Annotated in this window: 19 protein-coding genes; 7 read left to right on the top strand and 12 right to left on the bottom strand. The window is 69.3% G+C overall.

Going from position 1 to position 23,195, the window contains the following annotated elements; translation table 11 throughout:
* Window positions 1-131: 131 nt before the first annotated feature.
* The 3 genes from WME95_RS36400 (at window position 132) to WME95_RS36390 (ending at window position 4,474) form a co-directional block, all read left to right on the top strand.
* Window positions 132-1,223, top strand: coding sequence for a PEGA domain-containing protein (locus WME95_RS36400; RefSeq protein ID WP_437903920.1), 1,092 nt, complete (start codon window positions 132-134; stop codon window positions 1,221-1,223).
* Between the two features lie 62 nt (window positions 1,224-1,285).
* On the top strand, window positions 1,286-2,857 hold the full coding sequence (locus tag WME95_RS36395; RefSeq protein ID WP_437903919.1) for a hypothetical protein: 1,572 nt from the start codon (window positions 1,286-1,288) through the stop codon (window positions 2,855-2,857).
* A gap of 36 nt (window positions 2,858-2,893) precedes the next feature.
* A complete protein-coding gene (locus WME95_RS36390) occupies window positions 2,894-4,474 on the top strand; it encodes a hypothetical protein (protein ID WP_437544319.1) in 1,581 nt (526 codons plus the stop codon).
* Between the two features lie 179 nt (window positions 4,475-4,653).
* Here the strand turns inward: WME95_RS36390 and WME95_RS36385 are convergent, their stop codons facing one another.
* The 3 genes from WME95_RS36385 to WME95_RS36375 all read right to left on the bottom strand — a co-directional run bounded on the left by WME95_RS36385 (window position 4,654) and on the right by WME95_RS36375 (window position 6,595).
* Window positions 4,654-5,460 carry a hypothetical protein gene (locus tag WME95_RS36385; protein ID WP_437903918.1) on the bottom strand — a complete coding sequence of 269 codons (807 nt, stop codon included), beginning with the start codon at window positions 5,458-5,460 and terminating at the stop codon, window positions 4,654-4,656.
* A 17-nt stretch (window positions 5,461-5,477) separates the two neighbouring features.
* Window positions 5,478-5,699: a hypothetical protein gene (locus WME95_RS36380; RefSeq protein WP_437903917.1), complete on the bottom strand. Its 222-nt coding sequence runs from the start codon at window positions 5,697-5,699 to the stop codon at window positions 5,478-5,480.
* 242 nt (window positions 5,700-5,941) lie between these two features.
* Complete coding sequence (locus WME95_RS36375; protein WP_437903916.1) at window positions 5,942-6,595, bottom strand: Mut7-C RNAse domain-containing protein; 654 nt, start codon at window positions 6,593-6,595, stop codon at window positions 5,942-5,944.
* A 127-nt stretch (window positions 6,596-6,722) separates the two neighbouring features.
* On the opposite strand from WME95_RS36375, the gene WME95_RS36370 reads away from it, so the two are divergent.
* Entirely contained in the window at window positions 6,723-7,712 is a 990-nt protein-coding gene (locus WME95_RS36370) for a matrixin family metalloprotease (protein ID WP_437903915.1), read from the top strand.
* Between the two features lie 68 nt (window positions 7,713-7,780).
* On the opposite strand, the gene WME95_RS36365 is transcribed toward WME95_RS36370, so the two are convergent.
* Window positions 7,781-8,098, bottom strand: a complete 318-nt coding sequence (locus tag WME95_RS36365; RefSeq protein WP_437903914.1) for a hypothetical protein — start codon at window positions 8,096-8,098, stop codon at window positions 7,781-7,783.
* A gap of 221 nt (window positions 8,099-8,319) precedes the next feature.
* On the opposite strand from WME95_RS36365, the gene WME95_RS36360 reads away from it, so the two are divergent.
* On the top strand, window positions 8,320-9,576 hold the full coding sequence (locus tag WME95_RS36360; RefSeq protein ID WP_437903913.1) for a peptide-N-glycosidase F-related protein: 1,257 nt from the start codon (window positions 8,320-8,322) through the stop codon (window positions 9,574-9,576).
* 43 nt (window positions 9,577-9,619) lie between these two features.
* Here the strand turns inward: WME95_RS36360 and WME95_RS36355 are convergent, their stop codons facing one another.
* From WME95_RS36355 to WME95_RS36335, 5 genes are all read right to left on the bottom strand, one after another.
* A complete protein-coding gene (locus tag WME95_RS36355) occupies window positions 9,620-11,005 on the bottom strand; it encodes a WD40/YVTN/BNR-like repeat-containing protein (protein WP_437903912.1) in 1,386 nt (461 codons plus the stop codon).
* A gap of 14 nt (window positions 11,006-11,019) precedes the next feature.
* Entirely contained in the window at window positions 11,020-12,786 is a 1,767-nt protein-coding gene (locus tag WME95_RS36350; protein WP_437903911.1) for an RICIN domain-containing protein, read from the bottom strand.
* Window positions 12,787-13,469: 683 nt separating this feature from the next.
* Entirely contained in the window at window positions 13,470-14,369 is a 900-nt protein-coding gene (locus WME95_RS36345) for an MOSC domain-containing protein (protein WP_437903910.1), read from the bottom strand.
* A gap of 83 nt (window positions 14,370-14,452) precedes the next feature.
* Window positions 14,453-15,598 (bottom strand): metallophosphoesterase, encoded by a 1,146-nt coding sequence (locus tag WME95_RS36340; RefSeq protein WP_437903909.1) that lies wholly within the window; start codon window positions 15,596-15,598, stop codon window positions 14,453-14,455.
* 252 nt (window positions 15,599-15,850) lie between these two features.
* On the bottom strand, window positions 15,851-16,276 hold the full coding sequence (locus WME95_RS36335) for a hypothetical protein (protein WP_437903907.1): 426 nt from the start codon (window positions 16,274-16,276) through the stop codon (window positions 15,851-15,853).
* 115 nt (window positions 16,277-16,391) lie between these two features.
* Between WME95_RS36335 and istA the strand changes: the two genes are divergently transcribed.
* Both istA and WME95_RS36325 read left to right on the top strand, forming a co-directional pair.
* On the top strand, window positions 16,392-17,978 hold the full coding sequence (istA, locus tag WME95_RS36330) for an IS21 family transposase (RefSeq protein ID WP_437902024.1): 1,587 nt from the start codon (window positions 16,392-16,394) through the stop codon (window positions 17,976-17,978).
* Entirely contained in the window at window positions 17,978-18,799 is an 822-nt protein-coding gene (locus WME95_RS36325; RefSeq protein WP_437902022.1) for an ATP-binding protein, read from the top strand. The genes istA and WME95_RS36325 overlap by 1 nt, the downstream gene beginning before the upstream one ends.
* A gap of 453 nt (window positions 18,800-19,252) precedes the next feature.
* Here the strand turns inward: WME95_RS36325 and WME95_RS36320 are convergent, their stop codons facing one another.
* The 3 genes from WME95_RS36320 to WME95_RS36310 form a co-directional block, all read right to left on the bottom strand.
* The gene (locus WME95_RS36320) at window positions 19,253-21,115 is read right to left on the bottom strand and encodes a tetratricopeptide repeat protein (protein WP_437903906.1); all 1,863 of its coding nucleotides are present in this window, start codon (window positions 21,113-21,115) and stop codon (window positions 19,253-19,255) included.
* Between the two features lie 116 nt (window positions 21,116-21,231).
* Window positions 21,232-21,681: a hypothetical protein gene (locus WME95_RS36315; RefSeq protein ID WP_437903905.1), complete on the bottom strand. Its 450-nt coding sequence runs from the start codon at window positions 21,679-21,681 to the stop codon at window positions 21,232-21,234.
* Window positions 21,682-22,269: 588 nt separating this feature from the next.
* Window positions 22,270-23,097, bottom strand: a complete 828-nt coding sequence (locus WME95_RS36310; protein WP_437903904.1) for a hypothetical protein — start codon at window positions 23,095-23,097, stop codon at window positions 22,270-22,272.
* Between the last annotated feature and the right edge of the window lie 98 nt (window positions 23,098-23,195).

The raw sequence follows: 23,195 nt of genomic DNA, 5'->3' as shown, positions 1-23,195 counted from the left end.
ATCCCGTGGTTGAGGACGATTTCTGACCATCGTGAGCTCACTGGATCACGAGGCGGATATACGAGGCGGCTCGGCGGTCACGGGACCCTGCGCGTTGACATGGGCTTGCATGCAGGAGTATCCAGCGTGGCGTGCGCCATGCGCTCCTCTCCGTCCTGCCGTGCGTCTTTCTCGGCGTCGTCGTGGCGCTGGAGGGCGTGGCGAGCGCGCAGGATCCCCATGGGCTTGCGGGGTCGCATGAGAGGTCGACCGCGGAGGATCTGCTGCGCCGTGCTCGGCAGGCGCGCGATGCCAGGCGATGGGCCGAGGCCGAGGCGGCGTACGAGGCGGCGCTGAAGGCGGCCGACGCGGCGTGGACGACCGACGCGGAGCGCGCCGAGATCGCCGCGGAGCTCGGCCTGTGCGAGCTCGCGCTGGGCAGCTATCGAGACGCGGCAGACCACCTGGCGCAGAGCTTGAGACACCGCGGCGCGCTCCGCAGCCCGCTGGCGGAGCGCGCGGAAGAAGGATTGTTGAAGGCCGAGAGCCGGGTGGTGACGCTCTACCTGGGTGTGAGTCCACCGGACGCCGAGGTCTTCCTGGACGGCAAAGCGCTGGGTCGCCGGGCGCCGACGTACGAGCTGTTCCTGGAGCCGGGGCAGCACACCGTGCGGGCGCGGCTGGATGGCCACAGCGAGGCGGTGGGCGCGTTCGACGGGCAGGCGGGCAAGGCCAGCTCGCTGACCCTGAGGCTGCCTCGCGCGCCGGAGCGCGCCGCGGCGGTGGCGGCCGGTGCCGGCCCGGCGCGGCCGGCAGCGCCGCCGCCACCTCCGGCGGCGCGGCAGGCGCTTCCCCTGACGGAGCTGCGGATCGGGGGCGCGGTGCTGGCGACGGCCGCGCTGGCGGCCGGCACGGTGTTCCTGCTGCGGGCCCATGTGATTGATGACGATGCCGCCGAGCGCGAGGTGGTGCTCCGCCGGCAAGGCTGGACGCCGACGACATGCTGGTGGCCGAACGCGCCCTCGGCGTGCGTGGAGATCCGCGACGACGTTGCGGAGCGGGATCTGTTCGCCACGCTCGGCAACGTGGCGCTGGCGACTGGGGCGGTGTTCGGGATCGCGACGGCGGGCTCCTTCCTTGCAGAGAAGTGGATCCTCGACGAGACGCCGGTCCGCGGGCGCGTCCAGGTGGTGCCGAGCACGACGGGAACGCAGGCCGGGTTCGTCCTTCAGGGCATGTGGTGAGCTGCGGAGGGGCGATGGGGATGCGCGGGGGGCGAGGTCGAGGATGGCTGCGTTCGATCGCGATGATCGCGCTCGGCGGCGCGAGCGCCGCGGGGGGCGCCGGGTGTTATTATGCCGAGGACTGCGCGAGGACGTTCACGTGCCATCCGCTCCCCGGCGAGACGCCGCCCGTCTTGCCGGCGTCGCCGTGTGACGGCGATCCCGCGACGAGCCCGGCGAAGGACGGGTGCGGGGTGTTCGTCGCGCGGCGCGGGGACGACGCGAGCGACGGGACGAGGGAAGCGCCCGTCAGGACGCTGCGGCGCGCGGTGGAGAAGGCGTCGGAGCCCGGGGGGACGCGGCGGGTGTACGCGTGCGCGGAGGACTTCGAGGAGGCGATCACGCTGCCGTCGGGCGTCGCGATCTGGGGCGGCCGGGACTGCTCCGCGGCGGCGTGGTCCTGGGGCGGCAAGGACCGCTTGACCGAGATCGCGCCAGGGCCGGAGCGGGTGCCGCTCATCGTGGAGGCGCGCGAGGCGAGCACGACGTCGGCGGTGTTCGGCGTGCGGCTCGTGGCGGCGGACGCGACGCGGCCGAGCGGGTCGGCCATCGGGATGATCGTGCGGGAGGGCGCCGCGGTGGACGTGGTGTCGAGCGAGATCCTGGCGGGGAACGGCGCGGATGGGGCGGAGGGGGACGATGGCGCTCCCCCGGACGCACCGTGGCGGGCGCCGGACGGGGCGCCTGGCCATCCGGGCGCGCCCGGGTGCCTGGCGGACTGGACCGAGGGCGCTCCGCCGGCGAGGACCGTGTGCGAGGACGGGACGAGTTCGATCGGCGGCGCGGGCGGCGACGGCGACGTCGCCGCGGGCGGCGACGGTGAGCCAGGCGCACCGGCACCATGGGCTGGCGCGATGCACAACGGTAAGGGGGGAAAGGGCGGGCCAATGGGCTGTACACCCGGCGAGTGGGGCGACAATGGCGGGCCCGGCGCGAACGGGATCGGAGCCGGGAAGGGAGTGGAGGAGCCGCTCAAGTACGGAACCATCAGCGCGCGCGGCTGGCAGGGTTTCTCGGGACAAGACGGCCAGAACGGGAGGATCGGCCAGGGAGGTGGCGGCGGGGGCGGCGTCGGAACGAACGGACAGTGCCGCCCTGTGGATCCGCAAGGCGGACCGTCCGGTGGCTCGGGCGGGGGTGGAGGCTGCGGGGGGCGCGGTGGCCAAGGCGGCGGTTATGGAGGTGGTAGCTTCGGGATCATCGCCTTGCATGCTCACGTCATGGTGGACAAGACCGACATCATCACCGGCGATGGGGGTCGCGGCGGCAACGGAGGGAGGGGGCAAGACGGTGGCCGGGGCGGGGTAGAGGGCCCCCGTGGAGGTATCGTGTCCTCGGCCTACTATGCATGCGAGGGGGGGCCGGGTGGCACCGGAGGCAAAGGCGGCCATGGCGGCGGGGGGCTCGGAGGCGTTTCCGTCACCATCGCGCTCGTGGACAGCAGCGTTCACCTCACGGCGAGCGCCAACTGGACTTGGGGAGCCCCTGGTGCCGGGGGAGTTGGAGGCGATCCGAACGACGACAACGCCAAAGGGGAAAACGGCCAGACGGCCGTCCTCTGGAAGTTCCCCGAGCTGATTGTGCCGCCCCAATGAGGTCGTTTTCACGGGAATGATCAGGGAGAGAGGATCATGAAGATCACAGCCGCTGCATGGATCGTGCTGCTGTCCTCTCCAGCCGCCCTGGGGTGCGGGACGGAGCCGTTCACCCCACCGTGCGCGGAGCGGGGCGCCTGCGATCCGGAGCCTGCGGCCGCGCCCTCGGAGGAGGAGTGTATCGAGGGGCTCGCCGCGCTGCGCGTGCAGGCCGGGTGCGGGGTGTTCGCGAGCCGGTCGTTTGGAGACGACAGTAATCCCGGTACGATGGAGAAACCGGTGAAGACGCTCGCCCTTGCGGTCGCGCTCGCCCCGCGTGCTCGGGGGCGGGTGTTCGCATGCACCGACTCTTACGCTGAGGGCCTCACGTTGCACTCCGGCATCGATCTGTGGGGCGGGTTCGCTTGCTGGTCGAGATGGAGACACTACACGGAAGGGCCGGCCAACCAGCCGGCGATCCTCTATTCAGGAGACGAGGGGGGGGCCCCGATCACCGTGGTGGCAGCGCAGGACGACGGCGAGGGGGTCACCGACGGCGTATCGACGATCGTGGACATGCAAGTGGACCACCAGCGCAGATTGCAGCCGGATCGCTCCTCCATCGCGATGAGGCTTGAGCCGGGCGCGGTCGTGGAGGTGCTTCGGAGCGTCATCAAGGCGGACAGGGGCGGGGGAGGAAAGCACGGCGAGGATGCGGTCTACGTCGATCCGCAGCCAGCATACGGGGAGATCGGAGCGATCGGCAGGGACGCTTGCTCGGCAGCGACTGTGGCCGGTGCGCCCGCCGTGACGACCGTGTGCGGCGACATGGTGTCGACGGGCGGCAAAGGGGGCGACGGGACCCCGGACCGCGGTGGTGATGCCGAGGATGGCAAGCCGCTGACGGCCTCGAACTCTAGCGACGTAGGCCTGGGCGGCGCGGGCGCAAAGAACGGCGCCCGGTGTGAGGACGGCCGCCGTGGGGCAGACGGCGCGCCGGGCGAGCCCGGCGCAGCCGGCCACGGTGGACGCCTCACCGAGGCCGGATGGGAAGGCGTGCCCGGCCGCCAGGGCGGCACGGGAGTGCCTGGCCAGGGGGGCGGAGGGGGCGGCGGCGCGCCGGGGGGCCGGAGCGCCTGCGGCAACGCGGCGCTGGGCGGCGCCTCGGGAGGCTCGGGCGGCGGCGGCGGTTGCGGCGGCAAGGGCGGCTACGGCGGCGCTGCGGGCGGCGCGAGCATCGCGATCCTCGCCCACGCGGGCAGCAAGCTGACCCTGCGGGAAACGCGCGTCATCACGGGTCCGGGCGGCGGCGGAGGTCGAGGGGGCCGAGGCCAGTTCGGCGGGCAGGGCGTGCAAGGAGGCCCGCCGGGGCTGGATCCGCCCATGGGCGGCGAACACGCCTGCCGAGGAGGCTACGGCGGCTGGGGCGGCATGGGCGGCTACGGCGGCGGGGGCTCCGGCGGGCCCTCGATTGGCATCGCGTATGCCGATGACGAGCAGCTCACCCTGGATCGCGTCACGTTCGAGATCGGCCCGGAGGGTTTGGGCGGCATCGCGGATGTGCTCGACGAGACGCGCGACAAGGCGAACCGAGGCAGCGACGGCTTCGCCGCCGAGATGATGCGCTTCTCGCGGTAGGTTCGGCGCGGGAGCGCCGCGACCGGTTCCCCTGACCGGTCGGGAACAGGGTAGGACGATCGCCTCGCCCCAGGACCAGCCGCTGTGTTGACGGCCGCTCCCATGTCGCCGTCTGCGCCGGGAACTTCCATCGCGCCTCGTCTGCTCTCGTCACGTGCAGCGCCGCCGGCGAGCAGGCCTTATGCGTTGTCGTTGCTTGGTCCTTCCAGCGGCCCCTCGGGCGCGTCCCACCCGCCGGGAGGCTCTTCAATTCCCAGTGCGGTGAGGAACTCGCGGGCGGCCTTGGAGATGTCGGCGGGGATCTCGGGCCCCGGTTCCCAGGCCGAGAGCAGCCCGCGAAGTCTCCGAGCGGGCGCGGAGAATTTCTGTTGATCGAGCGCCGTTCCGAAGGCGGACAGCAGCTGGTCCGTATGCTCGACCAGATGCTCTCGCGATGGCCACGACGTCGCCTTGGCCCACAGCGAGGGCGAGGCGAGCAGCTCAGCGACGTTCACTGCGCCCGCGAGTGCCTGGGCCAGCTGGGCCGCCTTCTTCGACGCGTCGCCGTAACCCCGCGGCGCGCCCACGGCTTCCGCTTCGGGCGGCGGCGCCGCGTCGTCTGTGTCGCGATCCATCGCCCGGACCTGGTAGCCGTCGTCGTTCTCCCAGCCGCCGGCGGGCACCCTTATGCCGAGCGAGAGACAGAAACGCCGGGCCGCCTCGTACACTGCCTGCGGGACCTCCTCGCCCTCTCTCCAGGTAAGGACCGCCTCCCGGAGCTCTCGCGCTCGCTCGCGGGGCTCATCGAGCGGGAAATACGCGATGTAGTCGTCGGCCGCCAGGAGGACTTCCGCGCGCGTCGGTCGTCTCACGAGGGTCGACAGCCTGCGGGCCGAGGTCATCTCACGCAACAGGTCGAAGGCGTTGTTGAGGGCCTCGCCCTCCTTGTCGTCAGGGTCCGATCTTCGACGGATGGTGCGCGGCTCTCGCGGTTGGGTAGGCTTCACGGTATCGTCTCTCCTGCTCACGGATACGGCACACAGACGGGGCCGAAGTAGACGTTCCTGAGCGCCGAGATGGCGCCGGCACCGACGGCGACGACCTCGGGCGGCGAGGTCCCGGTCTTGACGCAAACAGAGGAGCACCACGCTCGTATCACGATGTTCTGCAGGAGCTCGTTCACGAAGTCCGGGCACGTGGGGCACTTCGCCTTCCCGCAGTCGTTGATGATGCAACGATGACTCACGGCAGGTATGTAGCCCTGCCGGCATCGTGGCAGAGATTCGCAGCCGTAGTCTCCCTCGCATTCGTACTTTGGTATCACCCTGTATGCGAGCATCGACGGGTCGGTGCCCGAGAGCCACACCCGCGAAAGGGGGACGGCGACGATTTGCTCGCACTGCCATTGGCGAAGACGGCGCGCCGGCGCCGACGGTCAGGGCGGACGCCTCACCGAGGCCGGGTGGGAAGGCGTGCCCGCCCGCCGCGTCACGGCGGAGGCTTTCGGCCGCCCGCCGATGGTGCAGGGGCCTCGGTCGCGGCAGCCACGCCGGCCGCGGCGGACACGCCGGCGACGATGCCGCCCCAGTGGCTGCCCTTCCACAGGACCTTGCCGCATCGATCGCACCGCCAGAACTCGTCGTGGCGATCCGCCACCACCGCCGGCACCGCATCCCTGACGCTGTCCTTCGGGGCGGCCGCGAGCGCGCCGCCGCACGCCATGCAGCGGGGGTCCCGCACGGGCAGCCCGAGCTCCCGCAGCACGAAGCCGGCCTGCTCCGTCGGCCGCAGCCCGCGCGGCACGTAGAGCCCGCGCACGGCCGCGGTGCGCAGGGAGCGCCGCTCGAACACGCCGGCGTCGGAGCTCAGCAGCACCCGGCCGGTCTGCTGCGCGAGGCGCACGAGATCGCCGTCGTCGATGCCATGCTCGAACATGGCGTCGTAGCCCGCGCCGCGCAGCCAGCGCGACAGGCCGCCCAGCATCGCGTCGCACAGGAAGCTCGGCACCGCCGCGCCGCCCTGCGCCGGGGCCGCGCTGTCCTGCGCCGCCGCGCTGTCCTGCGCCGGGGCCGCGCTGTCCTGCACCGAGGCCGCGCCGCCCTGCGCTGGATCGGCTCCGCCGCCCGCCTCACCCACGAGCATGCCCCATCACCTCAGGATGGCGGAAGGCCAGCGGGCGGCAAGGGCCCCGCCGGCGAAATCCCCACGCGCCCGCCGCGCGCTGCTACCGTCGGCGTAGGGTCAACCGATCGTGGAGGAGTCGATGTCGATGAAGCGTGCATGGTGCTCCTGCGTGGCGGCCGCCCTCGCCGTGCTGGCGAGCGCGCAGCAGGCGTCGGCCTACTGCCGCTCGAACACCTGCAAGAGGTCGGAGCTCTGCCTGCAGGACGACCAGCCGGTCGGCGAATGCAAGCCGCTCCGCTGGGCGGGCGATTGCATCGGCTTCAGCATCCAGGAGGACGCGTCCAGCGAGATCTCCTACCAGGAGATCTCCGACGTGCTCGAGGCCGCGTTCGACACGTGGATGCAGGCGCCCTGCGACGGGGGAACGCCGGGGCTCCGCGTCCAGAACCTCGGGCCCGTCGCCTGCGGAGAGGTGGAGCTCAACGCCAGAGACGGCAAGACAAGGATCGTCGATGGCCTCGTGCCGGGCAACGCCAACGTGGTCGTCTTCCGCGATCTGGAGTGGCTCGCGAGCTCGGGGCACAACAGCGAGATGCTCGCGCTCACGACGGTGCAGTTCGACAGGAAGACCGGTAATCTCTGGGGGGCCGACATGGAGATCAACACCGATCTCTACGATTTCACCGTCGGGGACGACTCCGCCGCGCCGAGGGAAGATCTGCTCGCCATCGTCACGCACGAGGCAGGGCATTTCCTGGGCCTCGACCACAGCATGGCCGGCCCCGAGGCGACCATGCACTCGAGGTACGACAGGGCGGATCCGATGAACTTCCGGACGCTGCACGACGACGACATCGCGGGCATCTGCCAGATCTACCCCCCTCGGGATCTCTCCACGTCGACCTGCAACCCCATCCCTCCGCACGGGTTCTCGCCCGAGTGCGCCGACGACCAGATGGTCCGCTGCAGCGCGGCGCCGCCCGCCGCCGGCGGTCCGGGGTGGAGCGCCCCGCTGGCCGCCGTCGCGATCGGCGCGGCGGCCTGGCTCCGCGCCGTCGGGCGCTCCCGCGCCGGCGAGCGCGGCTGGCCGAACCTCGGTCGGGATCGTCCCACGAGCGGGAAGGCGAGGCCGTAGGCCAGCTATCCGTCACGGTCGCTGGATGTGTCGTCGCGACAGGCCACCGTGCCGCGTCACGTTCACGTCTACTCGCTGGGGAGGAAGCGGTCAAAAAATCCTTCCTCGGCGAGGTGCTCTATCGCATTCTCCATGTTGGTGCGGGTCACCTCGTCGAGGACAATCATCCCGGGCTCGGCGATGAACGGGCGCCCTGCTTCTTTTTGCGACTCCAGATCCTGCGCTAAACGGACGGTGTCGTAAAAGAACACAGGGATCCTCCCGCCGCTCGGTAGCAACACGGATGCCGTGCTCAGATACCCCTTGGCGTGAGCCTCGAATTGTTCTTGCTCTCCGAAGTCGCCCAGGTCCAACCTGACAACAAGCGGTCCCCTCTCGTCTGTCATCACGCCCCTTCCTTCTTCACGTTGATCTGGTCGAGTAGCTCCTGAAGTTTATCCACGGGCATCGGTTTCGCCGGGACGATCTCGACGTGAGTCTGGCGCTTGCCACGCTGGATAATTCCAGCTCGGAGGGAGATGCTCGGCCTGGTACGCGCCCCCGGATCTCTCGACCTCCGCCCCCGCTCCAGCACGACATCGAGCGGGCGATCTGATAAGTTCGACGAATGAACCTGCGTCGCGCGATCCCCTACCTCTGTCCGTTGGCCCTGCTCGCCGCGTGCACGGATGAACGGCGCTTTGACGCGGGCACCGGCGGAGGCGCCGGGACCTCCGAGAGCAACGGGAGCACGAGCGGAGCGACCGGGACCAGCGCGGGCAGCGGCGTCACGGGCGGCGGTGGCGGTAGTGGCAGCACTGGCGGCGACGGCAGCGGCGGCAGCGGCGACGAGCCGTCCCGGGAGCCCGAGGAGGTCCCGGTGCTGGAGGACATCACGTTCTACGACGGCTACGCCGAGACCGTCGACGAGCCGATCCCGGACGGCGTGATCCGCCACAACAACTCGCTGGTTGCGACCAGGTTGACCGACGAGCTGCTCGCCAAGATCCAGACCACCCTGAAGGTCCGCGTGGTCGTGGGAGCGCTGTGCGACAACTACGACCGACTCGGCTCGGTCAACCTGGCGCTGGTCCCCAAGGGCGCTCAGACCTACGTCCCCGGCGAGGTCGACCGGATCGAGATCGCACGGTTCGTCACGCCGTTCATGGACATGAACAAGCAGCCGAAGACGGTCCCGTACGAATGGGAGGCCAGCAACCTCGTGCCGATCTTGAAGGACCCCGACCTCCTGGCCAAACACGATTTCTGGTTCGAACTGGGCATCTTCGGCGTGCCTTATGCCGCGAACGACGAGGTCCCCGGGTGCGCTGGTCGCAACGACACGCAGCTCGGATCGCTGCTGCTCTACACCGACAGCACGCGGGAGGCCCAGGACTTCAGCGTCCTGCTGCCTCTGGCGATCAGCGAAGAATTCAACAACTACGCCACGGGCGCGAGCGACAAGGTCGGCACGACCCGCAAGACCGTCAGCTTCGAGTTGCCGGCGGATACACAGAATGCACAGCTCGTGTTGATCACGTCGAATCACGGCGCCAACCAGGGCGGCGAGGAGTACATTCGCCGCGACCATTACGTGTACGTCGACGGCGAGCTGGCCTTGCAGTACAAGCCCGGGCGCACGTCGTGCGAGCCGTTTCGCAAGTACAACACCCAGGGCAACGGCATCTACGGGGCGTCCCCGCGGTCGGACAAAGAGTGGCAGTCGTTCAGCAACTGGTGCCCTGGCGACGTGATCGACACCCGGATCGTCCCGTGGGGCGCCGCGAGCGCCGGCACGCACGAGTTCGTGATCGACGTCCCCGACGCGACCTTCGCCGGCGGGGAGGGCAATATCCCGTTCTCGCTCTACGTGCAGGCGCGTTAGGAGCTCCAAACGCCAGCACCCGACGCGGGAACAGCCCGGGCCGTCACCGCGCTCCCGGCGCCTGAGCGCGGCGGCGACCGTGCCGCCGCGCGCGCAGGAGCGCGCCGCCGGCCGCGGCGAGGAAGCTCAGGAGCGCCCCGGCGCGCCCCCCGCCCGACGCCCCGCAGGAGCAGCCGCCGCCGGCGCTCGGCTCGGCTGCGCCCGCGCCGGCCTCGCCCCCGCCGGCGGTCGCCTCGCTCCCGCCCGCGCCCGCGGCGCCGCCCGGGCCGGCGCCGGCCTCGCACGAGGCCCCGGCGCCGACGAAGCGCGCTGTCGCCCGCCAGAGCCCGGGGCAGGTCCGGCCGGTCGAGCTGTCGCCCCCGCAGGCCTCCGGCGGGCCGCAGAGCCGGTCGAGCGTCATGAGCGGCGAGAACGTCCTGCCCCCGTCCGTGGAAATGCCGGCGGAGAAGCCGTCCACGGGCTCGTCGGCGCAGGCGAAGAGGCCCCGCGCCGTCCAGGTGAGGCAGCGGACGCCGAGCTGCCCAACCTGGGTGAACTCCAGGGTATCCGTCGGCGCGACCCACAGGCCGTCCAGATCGCTGCCGGCCGCGATCTCGGTCCCGTCGGGCGAGAGGGCGAGGCCGAGGAGGCTCGCCGCCTGGAACACCTCGCGCCACGTGACGCCCCCGTCCCGCGAGACCAGCAGGGCGTCCGCGCCGTCGCCGTCGCGGCGCACGTACACCACGTCAGGGTCTTTCGGGTCCACGGCGCCGAGGTACGGCAGGTTGCGATCGTCGCTGCCAGGGACGTCGAACTCCTCCCAGGTCGCGCCCCGGTCGTCCGAGCGCCGCACGATCCCCTCGAACGTGGGGCCATTGCGCCGCCCGCTCACGTAGATGTGCCGCGGATCGCTGGGCGCGCTGTCCAGGGTCACGCCGAGGAACGTGCTCGGGAAATCGACCCCGGCCTGCCTCCAGGTCCGTCCGTCGTCCTTCGATTCCCAGACCTGCGTCAAGATCGCGTCGCTGGCCATGACGCTGGAGCCGAGCAGGAGGACGCTCGCGGGATCCGCGCGATCGATCGACAGATCGACGATGTTGCGCCCGGCGAGCGCGCCCTCGGCGATGCGCCAGTCGCAGCCGCGGTCGTGCGTCGCGCTGAGCCCGTCGAAGAGCCCGGCGAGGATCGAGCCGTCGGCGGTGACGACGAGCATCGGGTCCTCGAAGCCGCTGTAGCCGATGGCCGCTTCACAGATCCATGACCAGCGCTCGCCGCCGTCGTGGGTGGTGAGGACGCCGTAGGTCGCGCGGACGACGATGTGCTGGGGATCGGCGGGATCGACGAGGATCTGGCCGGCGGTGGGGTATCGGCCGTTGGCGCGCGCGGGCGTGGCGGCGGAGAGGGCGAGGCCCGCGGCGGCGGCCGCGAGCCCGAGGGCGATACGGTTCATCGAAGCGAGGTGCGCTACTGCCGCCGGAACTGCTGGTTCGTCCCGTTGTTGCACGTGTACTGGGCGAGCCTGGCGCCGTCGGCGGTGCTGGCCCCGTAGACGTCCACGCACTTTCCGCTGTTGACCGAGCGCAGCGAGACGACGCCGTTGCCGCGATCGATGAGGTCCCACTTCTGGCTATTCCTGCTGCTGTTGCAGTCCGCCTGCGTGATGTTCGCCCCGTTGTTCCGGCTGGACCCTTGCACGTCGGCGCACTTTCCGCTGTTCACGTTCTTCACGGTCGCCGTGGTGCCGCTGATGATCTCGACTTGCCACTGCTGATCGCTCGCCCCGGTGCACGGCCGCTGGACGACGGTGGCGCCGCTGTTCAGGCTCGCCCCGTTGACGCTCATGCATTTGCCGGAATGGAGGGCCGCCAGGCTCTGGCCGGTGGTGCCGCCGGTGCCGCCGCCGGGGTCGGTCGTGCCGCCGCCGGGGTCGGTCGTGCCGCCCCCCAGGCCGGAGATCTGGACCTGCGCGCCCGTGGCCGACACGGAGAGGACCTTCAGCGTCGCGTTCGTCCCGAAGAGCTGATGAGAAGCGCCGACGAGGAGCGGCGCGTCCCTGAAGTTCCCGCCGGGGACCATGTCGAGCAGGTGCGCCCGGCCGCTCTCCCGCGACTGCGTGAAGAACGCATGGACGAGCACGCCCTTCGTGGAGAGGTTGCGCGAGTCGACGACGTTCGTCGCCGCCGGCTGGCGGAACTCGATCTGGTACATGATGTCGTTCGGGCCCTTGACGCGGAGGAGCTGGGTCCCGGAGCTCGCCTCGGTCAACGGGGCGAGCGTATACGTCCCGTCGGCGGTGACCGTCTGGGCCTGCGACGACGGGATCCACCCGAGGTTCACCTTGTAGTTGGCGTTATAGTGCTGCTTCATGCCGTCGCCCATCGGGTCGAAGATATCGCCGTACTCGTCGAAGGTGCAGTCGTTGCTCATCGTCACCGTCGCCCCGCCGTTGCGGCAGGTCCGCGAGGAGGCGTGCCACAGGCCGAAGTTGTGGCCGAGCTCGTGCACGACGACCTCGGGCCAGAGGCCGGCCATCCAGGTGGCGTTGCCGGGCTGCGCGCCCATGCCGGCGTACCCGCAATCCATGTTCCCCAGGACCATGTAGTGCTGGTACGCGCTCAGGTTGAAGCCGGCGTTCTTCGCCGCGGTCCTGGCCTCGTTCTGCCATCGGTCGTAGTCGTCGCACTTGCCGAAGGTGATGTTGAACGGGCCGGCGACGTCGTACTCGAGCTGCATCTTGCCGAACGACGAGCCCGCCAGGTGGGTCGCCGCTCCGGCCATCATGTTGCGCACGTCCTGCTCCGTGCCCATCGTCTGGCCGCCGTTGAACTGCACGCGCAGCACCAGGACGCGCTTGGTCCCCGTCGTGACGAGCGCGTTCGTCAGCTCGCCGATGCCCTCCGCCGGCCGCATCGTGTCGACAACGATCATGCCGTCGTCGGTCACGGTGCCGAACACGTCCACCGGGGAGCCGCTCGCCGTGCGCCAGTCGGTCGACGGCTCGGCGCCCGGCCCCGTCTCCGTCATCGAGCCCAGGTCGAGGCGCACGAACACCCCATCTTCTCGCTCCAGCATGTACCGCGCCTCGCCATTGGCGACGGCGACGGTCAGCGTCCCCGAGGCGGTCGGGGTCGGCCCCGCTTCGTCACCGGCGTCGAGGCTCAGACAGCCGGGCGCGAACGCGCACGCTGCGGTGAGGGCAGCCGCGGTGAGGTGTGACTTGAAGCGCTTCATTGGATCTTCCTTTCCTGGCTCGGTCCGATGCGCCCATCTCCCCCGATGTCGGAGAGCGCCGCACCACCCCCCTCAGGAGCCAGGGCGCGGCGAGACGGAGCGCTGTCAAGGAGAGGCCGCAAGCGCCGCCAGCCTCTCCGCTGCTGATGTAACTTGACGGCCAATTCGCTCGCGGATCCGGGCGATGATCGCTCGCGATCGCCGCGCCGTGCCGCCGTCCACGCACCCTCGCGAGTGTCTTTGCCTTCAGAGCAAATCCGCGGCCACAGTCGTGCTATCGGCTTGACACGGGCAGCGCGCCTCTCTGAGTGAAACAATCACGTGAGGACGGCCCGTGATCCAATCCGATATGATGTTTGCGCGACTGGCGTGGATCGCGAGGGATCCTGAATGGACATGAAAACACCACCCCAGTGAGACCACGTGAGTTGGTGGATGAGCTCTTGTGCTCGGCGGATCGAGCGAGCTCGGCCTGCATTCTGCGCGATTTGCTGCGAGGGTGGCGATCCGTGGTCGCGGGTGAGCGCGCGAGTTCTCCGGTGAGGACGCAGGCGGCGATGTGGGTAGATTGGCGCGCTGGGCGCGCCTTATCGGCCGTCGCTTCGTCCGGCGCTCCGTGGGGCGCGGCCTGGCCGCACGCGCGGAGCGCGGAGGGAGAGCGAGGGGACTCGCGGCAGGGCCGCTCAGCGGGGCGGGGACGGGGCCGCTCCGCCCAGCTGGACGGCGGCCCCGCGGCGGATCGCGCCCTCGCGGCGCACGGCCGCGTAGACCCCGGCGACCGCCGGGAACACGACGCCGGGGGCGACGGTCGCGCTCGCGACCGCGTTGTGCCGGGCGAGCGCGCGCAGGAGGCCAGGATCGCGCGGGAGGTCGCCCTGGGTCAGCGTGGGGACGACGCAGCGGGGGCAGGGATCGATGACCTCGAGGCGGACCTCCTGGGCGATCTCCAGCGAGCGGCCTATCCAGCCGTTCTCGACGAAGCGGCGCTCGCCGGCGGCCGTCGCGACGACGAGGTTCGGGCGGAACCTCGGGACCTCGATGCGCCCCGAGGGGTGGAGATCGCGCAGGTGGTCGAGCGTCGCCGTGGTCAGCACGTGCATGGCGGCCACATCGAAGAACGTGCCGGCCGGCGCGGCGAGCGCCATCGGCTCCTCGACGATCGTGGCCTGCGCCGCGGAGCCGTCCGCGGGCGACCGATCCGCCTCGCGCGTCGCCGCGTCGGGCGGCCGGCTCACGAGCGCCACGTCGCGGCCGAGGGCGCGCGAGAGCGCCCGATCCACGTCCGGCTGCGCGCTGCTGATCACGACGCCGTCCGGCAGCGTGATCCACACGGGCGGCAAGGGCGCCGAGGGGCGCGGCGGCGCCGCGAAGGCCGCGCGGCACGCGAGCAGCGCGCCCCACTTGCCGGGGTGCTTGGCGCTCGCGACGTGCCCCGTCTCCCGGTCCAGGACGGCGTAGGCCCGGTCGCCGATCGCGCCGCGGTCCGTGATCTCCGCCTCGTCGATCTCCTCGCCTTGCATCGATTTGACCGGATAGCGCCATATCGACACGACCGTTCCGGTGGGCTGTTCGTCCGGGGGCATGGCGTCTCTTTACCCGTTACCCGTTGCTCGATCTCCGGGCGAGCTCGGCGCCAGGAGAGATCGGCAAACACGCGCATCGGGCTTCACGCGGGGACGATCAGCTCGGCGAGCGGGAGCAATGCGTAATCGGCGGCCGCGGTAAACCGCATCTCCCCGTCGATCAGGTAGAGGTCGGTCGCTCCGGGTCGATCGTCCAGGATTCCGAGGTCGTACGTGACGACGTCGCCGTCGACGCGCAGCGTGCGGATCCCTCCGATCTCCTTCTGGTGCGCTGCGGCCGTGAGCCAGTCGTGACCGAGCTCCGCCTTGCACTTCCTGTGACCGGTGTGACCGGCGACCTGCCGCAGGCCGCGCGGGAGCGAACGCGGCTCGAAGCGCCGCGGCCGCGCCGGATCGAGCTCCCATGCCGGATCGCCCCCTGCGCGATCGACGTGCGCAGGTCGATGATAGAGGAGGCCGCCACCTTCGTTGCCCGCGGCGCCTGCCATGTGGAGAGGCTCGAGCGAAAGTGGCGTGCGCGCGCCGCTCTGCCATTCGGCGCGCCGCGCGTCGACCGCGGCGCGCAACTGTCGCTCGAGGGCCGCCGCCAGCCGATGCGGGTCGCGCTCGTCCGGCATGCCCAGTATCGCGAGCTCGCGCGTGGTCACGCCCGCGTGGGTCAGCAACACAGCGCGGCCGTCGGGCAGCACGCCCGAGAGCGCGAGATGAAAGCGCCCACAGAGCAGCAGCTCGATGACGAGCTCGCGCTGGGACTCGCTGAACGACGCGTAATCGCGCGCCGCGAGCCCCGGGGTCGCCACATCGGGGAACTGCGCTGCGAACTCGTCGCGTTGGCGCCGGGCGGCGGCCTCGGCGCCTTCACGCCGCCTGGTCTCCTTGATCGAGCGCCCGAGCGCGCGCGCCGCGGCGAACCGCACGTCGTCGAGGCCGGCGAGCTCCATGACCCGCGCCGCGTCATGGTTGCCGAACAGGAGCCGCACCTGCGCCGGATCGTGGCTGGCCAGCCAGCGCAGCGTGCGGAGCCCCTCCACGCCCGCGCCCACCGGATCATCGAGGTCATAGTCGAAGTGATCGCCGATCGACACGAGCACGACGTCGTCGACCAGCCGGCCGTCCGCGCCGAGCAACGCGTGCGACGCGAGCACGGCCATCACCTTGGCCATCGGCGCCTGCGGGTCGCCCATCACGAAGATGCGCCGGGGCGTCACCATTTGCTGAGGCGCGGCCATGGCGCATCTTTTAGCATGTCTTCAAGTTCGGGCAAACGCTCGTCGATTGTCACGCTGTACGGCCGCCTTCCGGCGCTGGTCTTGGGCATCCGGCGCTCAGCCGCCTCGGCCATGGCCCGAGTGGGGCGTCTTATGGCCCGCCGCAAACGTTACGCAGCCGCTCTGCAGACCGCGTGGTTCGCGGCGACGAAATCTATGACCTGAAGCGGGTCGGGAAAACAACTGCCGCACGGGAAGACGTTCCTGGCTTCGTTAGTCCACAAACCCATGGCGCGCCAGCGCCTGCTGGTCATCAGCGGATATGAGTGAACTCAAGACGATATTCTCGTCGAAGCCGTAGAGCACCCACCTCCCGTTCACCGCAGCGCGCCAAGCACCTTTCATTCCCTCTGCTCCGAGCCAGGTAAGTGCACGATCGCCATAGCTGGCCCTGTGCTCAACTAGAACCTGTCCCGGATCAACCGTGCGCTGGCGCCCCTTGTGTGGGAGCCGCTCGAAGATGCACTCCGCGTTCTGAAAATCTCCATGGATCAATGCATTGATGTATTGCTTCGCCTGCCAGTTTGCAGCCTCATGGGGCCAGCTTCCGAGGTTTTTTGCAGCCTCATGGGGCCACCCCAAACGCAGGAGGATGGGGCCACCCGCGCGGGGGCGTGACCCGGTTTTTTGCAGGGTCATGGGGCCAGCTTCCGAGGTTTTTTGCAGCCTCATGGGGCCAGCTCGGGACGCCGCGGTCGGGATCTGAGACGGGCTCCTTCCGAGGACGGCGCGGGTCGCCGTCGGAAGGAGACCGATGCCCTACCGAGAGCTGATCATGGTTGACATCAAGGAAATGCTCCGCCGTCGTGCGGCGGGGCAGAGCGCGCGTCACGTGGCGCGCGAGACGGGCGTCGATCGCAAGACGGTCGGCAGGTACTTCGAGGCCGCAGCGATGTTGCCACTGTCGCGCGATCGCGAGCCGACGGACGAGGAGATCCACGCGATCGCCCAGCGTGTGCAGGCGCGCCCGGTGCCCGACGCAAGCGAGGAGTGGAAAGAGATCGGCGCGTATCGCGCACGCATCGAGGCCTGGCTCGCCCAACCTCGGCCGTTGAAGCTGACGAAGATCCACCTGCTGCTCAAGCGCGACCACGGCGTCAGCGCGAGCTACGACACACTCCGGCGCTTTGCCATGGAGGAGCTCGCGTGGCGCAAGAAGACGCCGACGGTTCGCGTCGCGGACACCGAGCCTGGCGAGGTCGCGCAGATCGACTTCGGCCTGATGGGTAGGCTGTTCGACCCAGCGACGCAGCGAGCTCGCAATCTGTGGGCGCTCGTGGTGACGCTCGCATACAGCCGCTACCAGTTCGTGTGGCCGTCGTTCGAGCAGACCACTGCGGCGGTATGCGCGGGCCTGGATGCGGCGTGGTGGTTCTTCGGCGCGATGACGCGCGTGATCCTCCCGGACAACATGAAGGCCATCGTGCTGCGCGCCGACGAGCTCGCCCCCGTGCTCGTGCCGGCGTTCCTCGACTACACGCAGACACGCGGGCTGTTCGTGGATCCTGCGCGCGTCAGGTCGCCCAAGGACAAGGCGCGTGTCGAGAACCAGGTCGCGTACGTGCGCGAGAGCTGGTTCGACGGCGAGTCGTTCTCGAGCCTCGACGAGGCGCGCGCGTCCGCTGAGCGGTGGTGCCGTGACGTCGCTGGAGCGCGAGTCCACGGCACGACACGCGAGGTGCCGCGCGAGGTGTTCGAGTCACGCGAGAAGGGCACCATGAAGCCGGCGCCGGCAGCGCCGTTCGACGTGCCGCACTGGACTGACGCGAAGGTGCACCCCGACCATCACGTGCAAGTCCTGCGGTCGCTCTACAGCGTGCCCACGCGCTACGTTGGAAGCACGGTGCGCGTCCGCGCCGACCGCGCGTCGGTCAGGATCTACGCGGGCACGGAGCTCGTGAAGGTGCACGTGCGCGTCGCGCCGGGCAAGCGCTCCACCGATGCGAGCGACTACCCCGTGGGCAAGGACGTCGCCGCGGTGCGCGACGTGGCTTCGCTCATCACGAGCGCGAAGAAGTGCGGCGTGCACGTCGGCATCTACGCCGAGCGGCTGCTCGATGTGCCGCTCCCCTGGACGCGCATGCGGCTGGTCTATGCGCTGCTGCGGCTGTGCAACAAGTTCGGCAGCGGGCGCGTCGAGGCGATCTGCCAGAGCGCGCTCGCGTTCGATGTCGTCGACGTACAGCGCGTGACGCGCATGCTCGAGACGGCGAAGACGCCCGCGTCGCCGCTCGCGGATGAGCGCAAGGTCGTTGCGCTCCCCACGCCGCGGTTCGCGCGCAGCACGGAGCACTTCGCGACACGCACGCTGGCGGCTGCCGCGACGAAGGAGGAGGCGTGATGAGCTTCAGCGAAGTCGACCCCGCGCTCGTCACGGCGCTCAAGCGCCTGCGCCTCGGCCGCATCGCTGCGACGCTGCGTGAGCGGCTGCTGCTGGCCGAGAAGCAGTCGATGGGGCACGAGGAGATGTTGCTCATGCTGCTCACCGACGAGATCGGGCGCCGCGAGGCGAGCGCGACGGAGAGCCGCGTACGCGACGCCGGGCTCGATCCCGGCATGCGCCTGGAGCTCTGGGACAAGGCCGCGAAGGTCAGCTTCGACAAGCGTCTGCTCGGTGGGTTCACGAGCCTGCGCTTCCTCGAAGAGCACAAGCACATCGTCATCCTCGGCTCGGTCGGCGTGGGCAAGACCTTCCTCGCGAACGCACTCGGACACCTCGCGTGCCAGCACGGCTACAGCGTGCGCTTCCTGCGCGCCGACGCGATGCTGCGCAGACTGCGCCAGAGCAGGCTCGACAACTCACGCGACGCCGAGATGGTCGCGCTCACGACTGTCGACCTGCTCATCCTCGACGACTTCGCGCTCGAGGTGATGAGCAAGGAAGAGAGCCGCGACGTCTACCAGCTCTTCCTCGAACGCACGGGCCACGCGTCGATGATCGTCACGAGCAATCGCGACACGGCCGAGTGGCTCGCGATGTTCGACGACGTGCTGCTCGCGCAGAGCGCCGTCGATCGGTTCAAGAACGCGGCGTTCGACTTCATCATCGAGGGCGAGTCGTACAGGCCACGGCTCAAGCCGAAGCTCGACGAGAGCAACACGGCCGCGCCGGTGCCCGCGCGCAGCAAGCCGCCCACCCATCCACGCAACAAGCGGCGATGACCGCTGCGGCCCCGGTGAGGACGTCGATCCCGGGGCCGCGCCGCTGCCCCCCCTCGCTCCACGCGGCGCGCCTCGCCCACCGTCGTCAACGTGGCCGCGAGGGGCGCCGGGGGCGGGGTAAACGTTCCTGCTCCTGAGCGTCGCGGCCCCTACGCCGGACCTGCCAGAGGGCCCGGGTGGCCCCATCACCCTGCAAAAAAGAGGGACGTCGCCGGTCGCTTCGCGCCCGGCTCCGGGGACCTCGACACGCTTCGCGGTCTCGGGCATGGTCGAGGCCGATCACGTCGTCTCCCCCTGGCCCCATGACCCTGCAAAGGGGTGGCCCCATGACCCTGCGACGTGGCAGCTTCGCCATTCTCTGTTCGCTCATGGCTTGTGGCCTATCGTTTCACGCTCCGAGGTCTGTTTCATCAGTTGCTGTATACAATAACGAGTTCGATTTCGCTTCGCGATTCAGCTTTTTGATGTCTCGGAGGACGAAGGCGGAACGCAGACACCTGTGCCCGTTTCAGCTGTCCCATCGTCGAGATTCTGCTGTTGGCACGTCTGAGCCGCCGCACGCCCTTCCTCAACGAGGCGCTGGAACTCACCGTCCGCAGTGAGCCCCTCGAAGCGCTCGTCGAACGGCACGGCTTCGGCCCAACTCGGCGCAACAGCGAGGGCTTGCCTAAGATCGGCAATAGCCTCAGCGCGCTGGCCCAGCAGAGCGTGCACCGCGGCGCGGTTATACCATGGGCTCGCGAAATGGTGTGCCAATATCGAGTGCTCTGGAGGCGCCTGCGCGCTGCATCCGATGGCCGCGCTATAAGCGTTGATCGCGTCGTCGTGACGACTGAGGTAGATCAGCACAGTGCCCAGGATTTCCCATGATCGCGGTTCATCCGGGGCGGCGGCAACGAGGCGGTTAGCCGACGCCAGTGCTTCGTCGAGTCGACCCACATCGCGGAGCGCTACGGTGTGCTTGCAGAGAAGATCCACCAGCGTCCAGTCTGCCCTCAGATATCGGTGATCGAGGGCGCGGACGCAGTGATCCACCGTCAGCGTGTCCCTGACATCGAGGAGCGTGAGCGCGCGGTCGAAAGCCTCGACTATTTCACCCGCTGGATCGAGAAGGACGGTGGGAGTCTCCTCGAGCGTCGAGGCTTCGAGCAGAACTGTCCCGAGAAGGAACCACAAGGTGGGCGAGCGTGGCTCGATCGCGACCGAGCGTCGCAGCGCCTCGACGGTGCCCGCGTAATCACCCGCGTCCCTGGCAAGCGCGGCGCGCTGGAAGAGAAGCGCTGCTTGCTGGCCCGAGCCTGGAGCGAGCAAGCCCTCGAGCACTTCCGCTGCTTCAACCCGCCAATAGTGGCGATAGAGCGTGGTGAAATTCTCGGTGATCACGAACGGTGCCTCTTCCCCAGCGAGCCCTCCACCCGGTGAGAGCGCAGTACAAAGGTCTTCTACGAGAGAGCGGACCTCCACGGCCTTGTCCTCGTCATGCTTCAGGCGGGTCAGCGTGGTGAGCGCGTTGGCGTACGCCATCCAGGGACCACCTCCCCATCGCCGCGCGAGCTGGCGAAGCGGGCGGAGGCTCTCGATCTCCGTTGTGGTGGACTCGAGAAGTGCGTTCACCGTCCGGTCGAGATCGGCGAGCCTCCTCTCTTTCAGCGCCGATCGCGAGAGGCGCGCCAGTATCAATGGATCGATTATCCAGACGTGCTCGCCGGTGTCGGTTTCGATAGACTCGATGTTGTGGAAGTCCACCACCGCGCGGTATCCAGCTGGAAGCGTCAGGACCTTTCCCAGCCAGGGGCGCACGCGGAATATCTCTGAAACTGTCGTCGTGACGATGTCCTCTTCCGGTCCGGCGGGATCGCGCAACGCACCGATGGTCCAGCCGGAATCCTGGGGATCGCTCGGAACCATTCGACGTAGACAGACGCGGAGTGACCTCAGACTACTCTTCTCCATCCTTACCAGGGCACGGAGCGGCGCGCTTGACCGCTTGGCACCGACACGCTTCACGACCGCCTCTTGCTCGTAGAGAATTCGCAGGGCTTGGTCCGCCCCAGGAACGGCATCGCGTAGTGGGCTGCCCTTGAAATCTGGCTCGTGCACGACAACCTCGCCACCCACGTGGCGAAGCGTGAAGGAAATGTCCCCGAGTTCTACGGTTGCTCCATCGTTCAGTGCATTACCTCCCTCGTGGTACCGGGCCACGACATCGAGAAGCATCTCAGCTTGCAATTCGAGATCGGCGCCACAGCGGACAACCACCTGGGAAGCGCCGATCCTACGGCGGAACTCTCTGGATGCGTATTCTTGCTGGCTCATCTTTGGCTTTCCTCAGCTGTGCGCGCCGAAGTGTAGAAAACGAATTTAGCTTTGGCGCGCACAACGAACCTCGCGCGGGGTCGTCCCACGAGCGCGAGGGCTGGGGCCTAGGCCAGTTAATGGTATACCCTTCTCAATACATCAACTAAACCTTCGAGCAGTGCGGCGGCGTCGATTGCATTGACATTGCTTACGTGTCGCGATCGAATTCGCTTGGCCTCGTCCACCAATTCCATGATGCGGCGGAGTACATGCTTCCGCTCCTCCACGTCGCGGAGCATGTCATCCAGAGTTTTCTTCCACGTATCCAGACGCTCAGCGTCTGAACGACGGCGCGTCCTTGCGCTATCCGCGAGCACAATATTGCCGCTGGCCTCGTCAACCTCGGCATTCTGGTCCCACTCCGCAATCTCGTTGGTCAGAAGACCAATCGCGGCTTGCATCCGGTGCGCGCGTGCCAAGCGGATGGCAACATCCTCCTTGTAGTCTTCGGCGAACTTCTCGATAGCGGCAACACACCGAGCCAAGACTTCTGCGTCCAGATTTGCCTTGTCGCTCTGATCCATCAGGTCCTCGCGAATCCGCCAAGCAGAAGATCGCAATACAATACTTCTGCTTCATTCGTCATTCGATCCCCGCGAAGTGCGATGTAATGATACGCTAGATCGCGCGCAACCTGCCGCGGTGCTGCCTTCACGTCCTCGATCCGTGCGCCATCACGGAGTATATGAATACTCCGCTCAACGGAGCCTTGAAAATGGGTCAAATCCATGATTGTTGAACTGCCTCTTTGCCCTGATATTCCTATTTGATTCTTGCGAACGCGGGCTCGCCCTTCTCGCCGTAGTGCGTTCGTGTGTGCCACATTTCCTTGCCATTGTTGCTCGTATGGCCATCGCACGGGCGCGCGCCGGAGGACGCCTCGCGATGGCCATTCTCGTTCGTTGCCGCCGGAGCCGGCGCGGTGCTCCCTCGCCGGCGCCGAGGGGACGCCCGTGATGTCGGTCAGTGTCAGCTGCCGTCCGCCCCCAGGTCGCCTGGCGACGCGCGCCATTACGTCACGCTCGACGGGTTTCTTGTTCCGTCGCGCCGCCGCGCGCAGGCGACGGTTCGGCGCCGCGAGCTCGAACCCACGGATCGCGCCGCCTCGATCGCTAGGCCGCCCTGGAGCGATCCACGCGGAGCTCGATCCAGGGAGAGGTCTGCTCGGCCAGGGTGCGGTAGGTGAGCGCCGCGGCGCCGACGAAGAAGAGCGCGAGCGCGGCCGGGCCGATGTCGATGCTCCCGCCCGACTCGACGGGGCCGAGCATGCTCGCGTGGAACGCGCGGAACAGGCCGAGGTGAAGCGCCGCGAGCGCCCCGCCGAGCGCGAGCGCCCAGGAGCGGTGGAACCGCGCGCGCTGGGCGTGGTGGGCGACGACCGTCTCCGAAGCGACGCAGAGGCTGCCGTGCGCGGGCGCCCGGAGCACCCAGGCCCGCGCGGCGTCGCGGTACCCCTTGCCGGCGGCGCTCGCGTCGATCTCGCGGCGCACCGAGCCCGCGATGTAGATCGTGTCGCCGGGGCGAACCTCGGACACGTAGGCGGGCGCGCCGCCTCGTCTCGTCGGGACGAAGGTGGTGTCGAGGCTCAGCCTGCCGCTCGCCGGCTCGACCCGCACGGTGGCGCCCGAGGCGAGCCGGAGCGAGAACGCGCGCGCCCGCGTCTGCCACGCGCTCGGCGCGGCGCCGGCCTGGCCGCCGCACGGGATCTCGACCGCGATCACCGCGTCTCCCGGCGCGGCGTCCTCCGCGCTCACCTCGCCGCGCAGGAGCGCAAACCCCTCGCGTATCGCGCCGGGGGACGCCGAAGGGCTCCGCGCATACGCGGCGATCTGCGAGCGCCGACGGTGGTGGTGGCAGCGCCCGATCGCGATGGCGACCGCGACACCCAGCACCACCCCGGCGACCCCGTAGACGATGAAAAGGCTCGCGACAAAACCCATCGTGCCAGCGTAGACGTGCGCCGTCGGGGCGTCGAGACAGGGTGTTGGTCTCGGGAGCCCCGCGAGCGCAAGGCGCGCATCTCGCACCATCGCCGCGC

Origin of the sequence: Sorangium sp. So ce327, from assembly GCF_051530205.1 — a bacterium.
GTDB lineage: Bacteria > Myxococcota_A > Polyangia > Polyangiales > Polyangiaceae > Sorangium > Sorangium cellulosum_B.
This window is presented reverse-complemented; position numbering and strand designations above follow the sequence as displayed.

Bases quoted from the DNA above. Each gene is read 5' to 3' on its own strand.
- WME95_RS36395 (WP_437903919.1), top strand. From the start codon at position 1,286: ATGATCGCGCTCGGCGGCGCGAGCGCCGCGGGGGGCGCCGGGTGTTAT.
- WME95_RS36390 (WP_437544319.1), top strand. From the start codon at position 2,894: ATGAAGATCACAGCCGCTGCATGGATCGTGCTGCTGTCCTCTCCAGCC.
- WME95_RS36375 (WP_437903916.1), bottom strand. From the start codon at position 6,595: ATGCTCGTGGGTGAGGCGGGCGGCGGAGCCGATCCAGCGCAGGGCGGC.
- WME95_RS36370 (WP_437903915.1), top strand. From the start codon at position 6,723: ATGAAGCGTGCATGGTGCTCCTGCGTGGCGGCCGCCCTCGCCGTGCTG.
- WME95_RS36365 (WP_437903914.1), bottom strand. From the start codon at position 8,098: ATGACAGACGAGAGGGGACCGCTTGTTGTCAGGTTGGACCTGGGCGAC.
- WME95_RS36360 (WP_437903913.1), top strand. From the start codon at position 8,320: ATGAACCTGCGTCGCGCGATCCCCTACCTCTGTCCGTTGGCCCTGCTC.
- WME95_RS36355 (WP_437903912.1), bottom strand. From the start codon at position 11,005: ATGAACCGTATCGCCCTCGGGCTCGCGGCCGCCGCCGCGGGCCTCGCC.
- WME95_RS36350 (WP_437903911.1), bottom strand. From the start codon at position 12,786: ATGAAGCGCTTCAAGTCACACCTCACCGCGGCTGCCCTCACCGCAGCG.
- WME95_RS36345 (WP_437903910.1), bottom strand. From the start codon at position 14,369: ATGCCCCCGGACGAACAGCCCACCGGAACGGTCGTGTCGATATGGCGC.
- WME95_RS36340 (WP_437903909.1), bottom strand. From the start codon at position 15,598: ATGGCCGCGCCTCAGCAAATGGTGACGCCCCGGCGCATCTTCGTGATG.
- WME95_RS36335 (WP_437903907.1), bottom strand. From the start codon at position 16,276: ATGACCCTGCAAAAAACCGGGTCACGCCCCCGCGCGGGTGGCCCCATC.
- istA (WP_437902024.1), top strand. From the start codon at position 16,392: ATGCCCTACCGAGAGCTGATCATGGTTGACATCAAGGAAATGCTCCGC.
- WME95_RS36325 (WP_437902022.1), top strand. From the start codon at position 17,978: ATGAGCTTCAGCGAAGTCGACCCCGCGCTCGTCACGGCGCTCAAGCGC.
- WME95_RS36320 (WP_437903906.1), bottom strand. From the start codon at position 21,115: ATGAGCCAGCAAGAATACGCATCCAGAGAGTTCCGCCGTAGGATCGGC.
- WME95_RS36315 (WP_437903905.1), bottom strand. From the start codon at position 21,681: ATGGATCAGAGCGACAAGGCAAATCTGGACGCAGAAGTCTTGGCTCGG.
- WME95_RS36310 (WP_437903904.1), bottom strand. From the start codon at position 23,097: ATGGGTTTTGTCGCGAGCCTTTTCATCGTCTACGGGGTCGCCGGGGTG.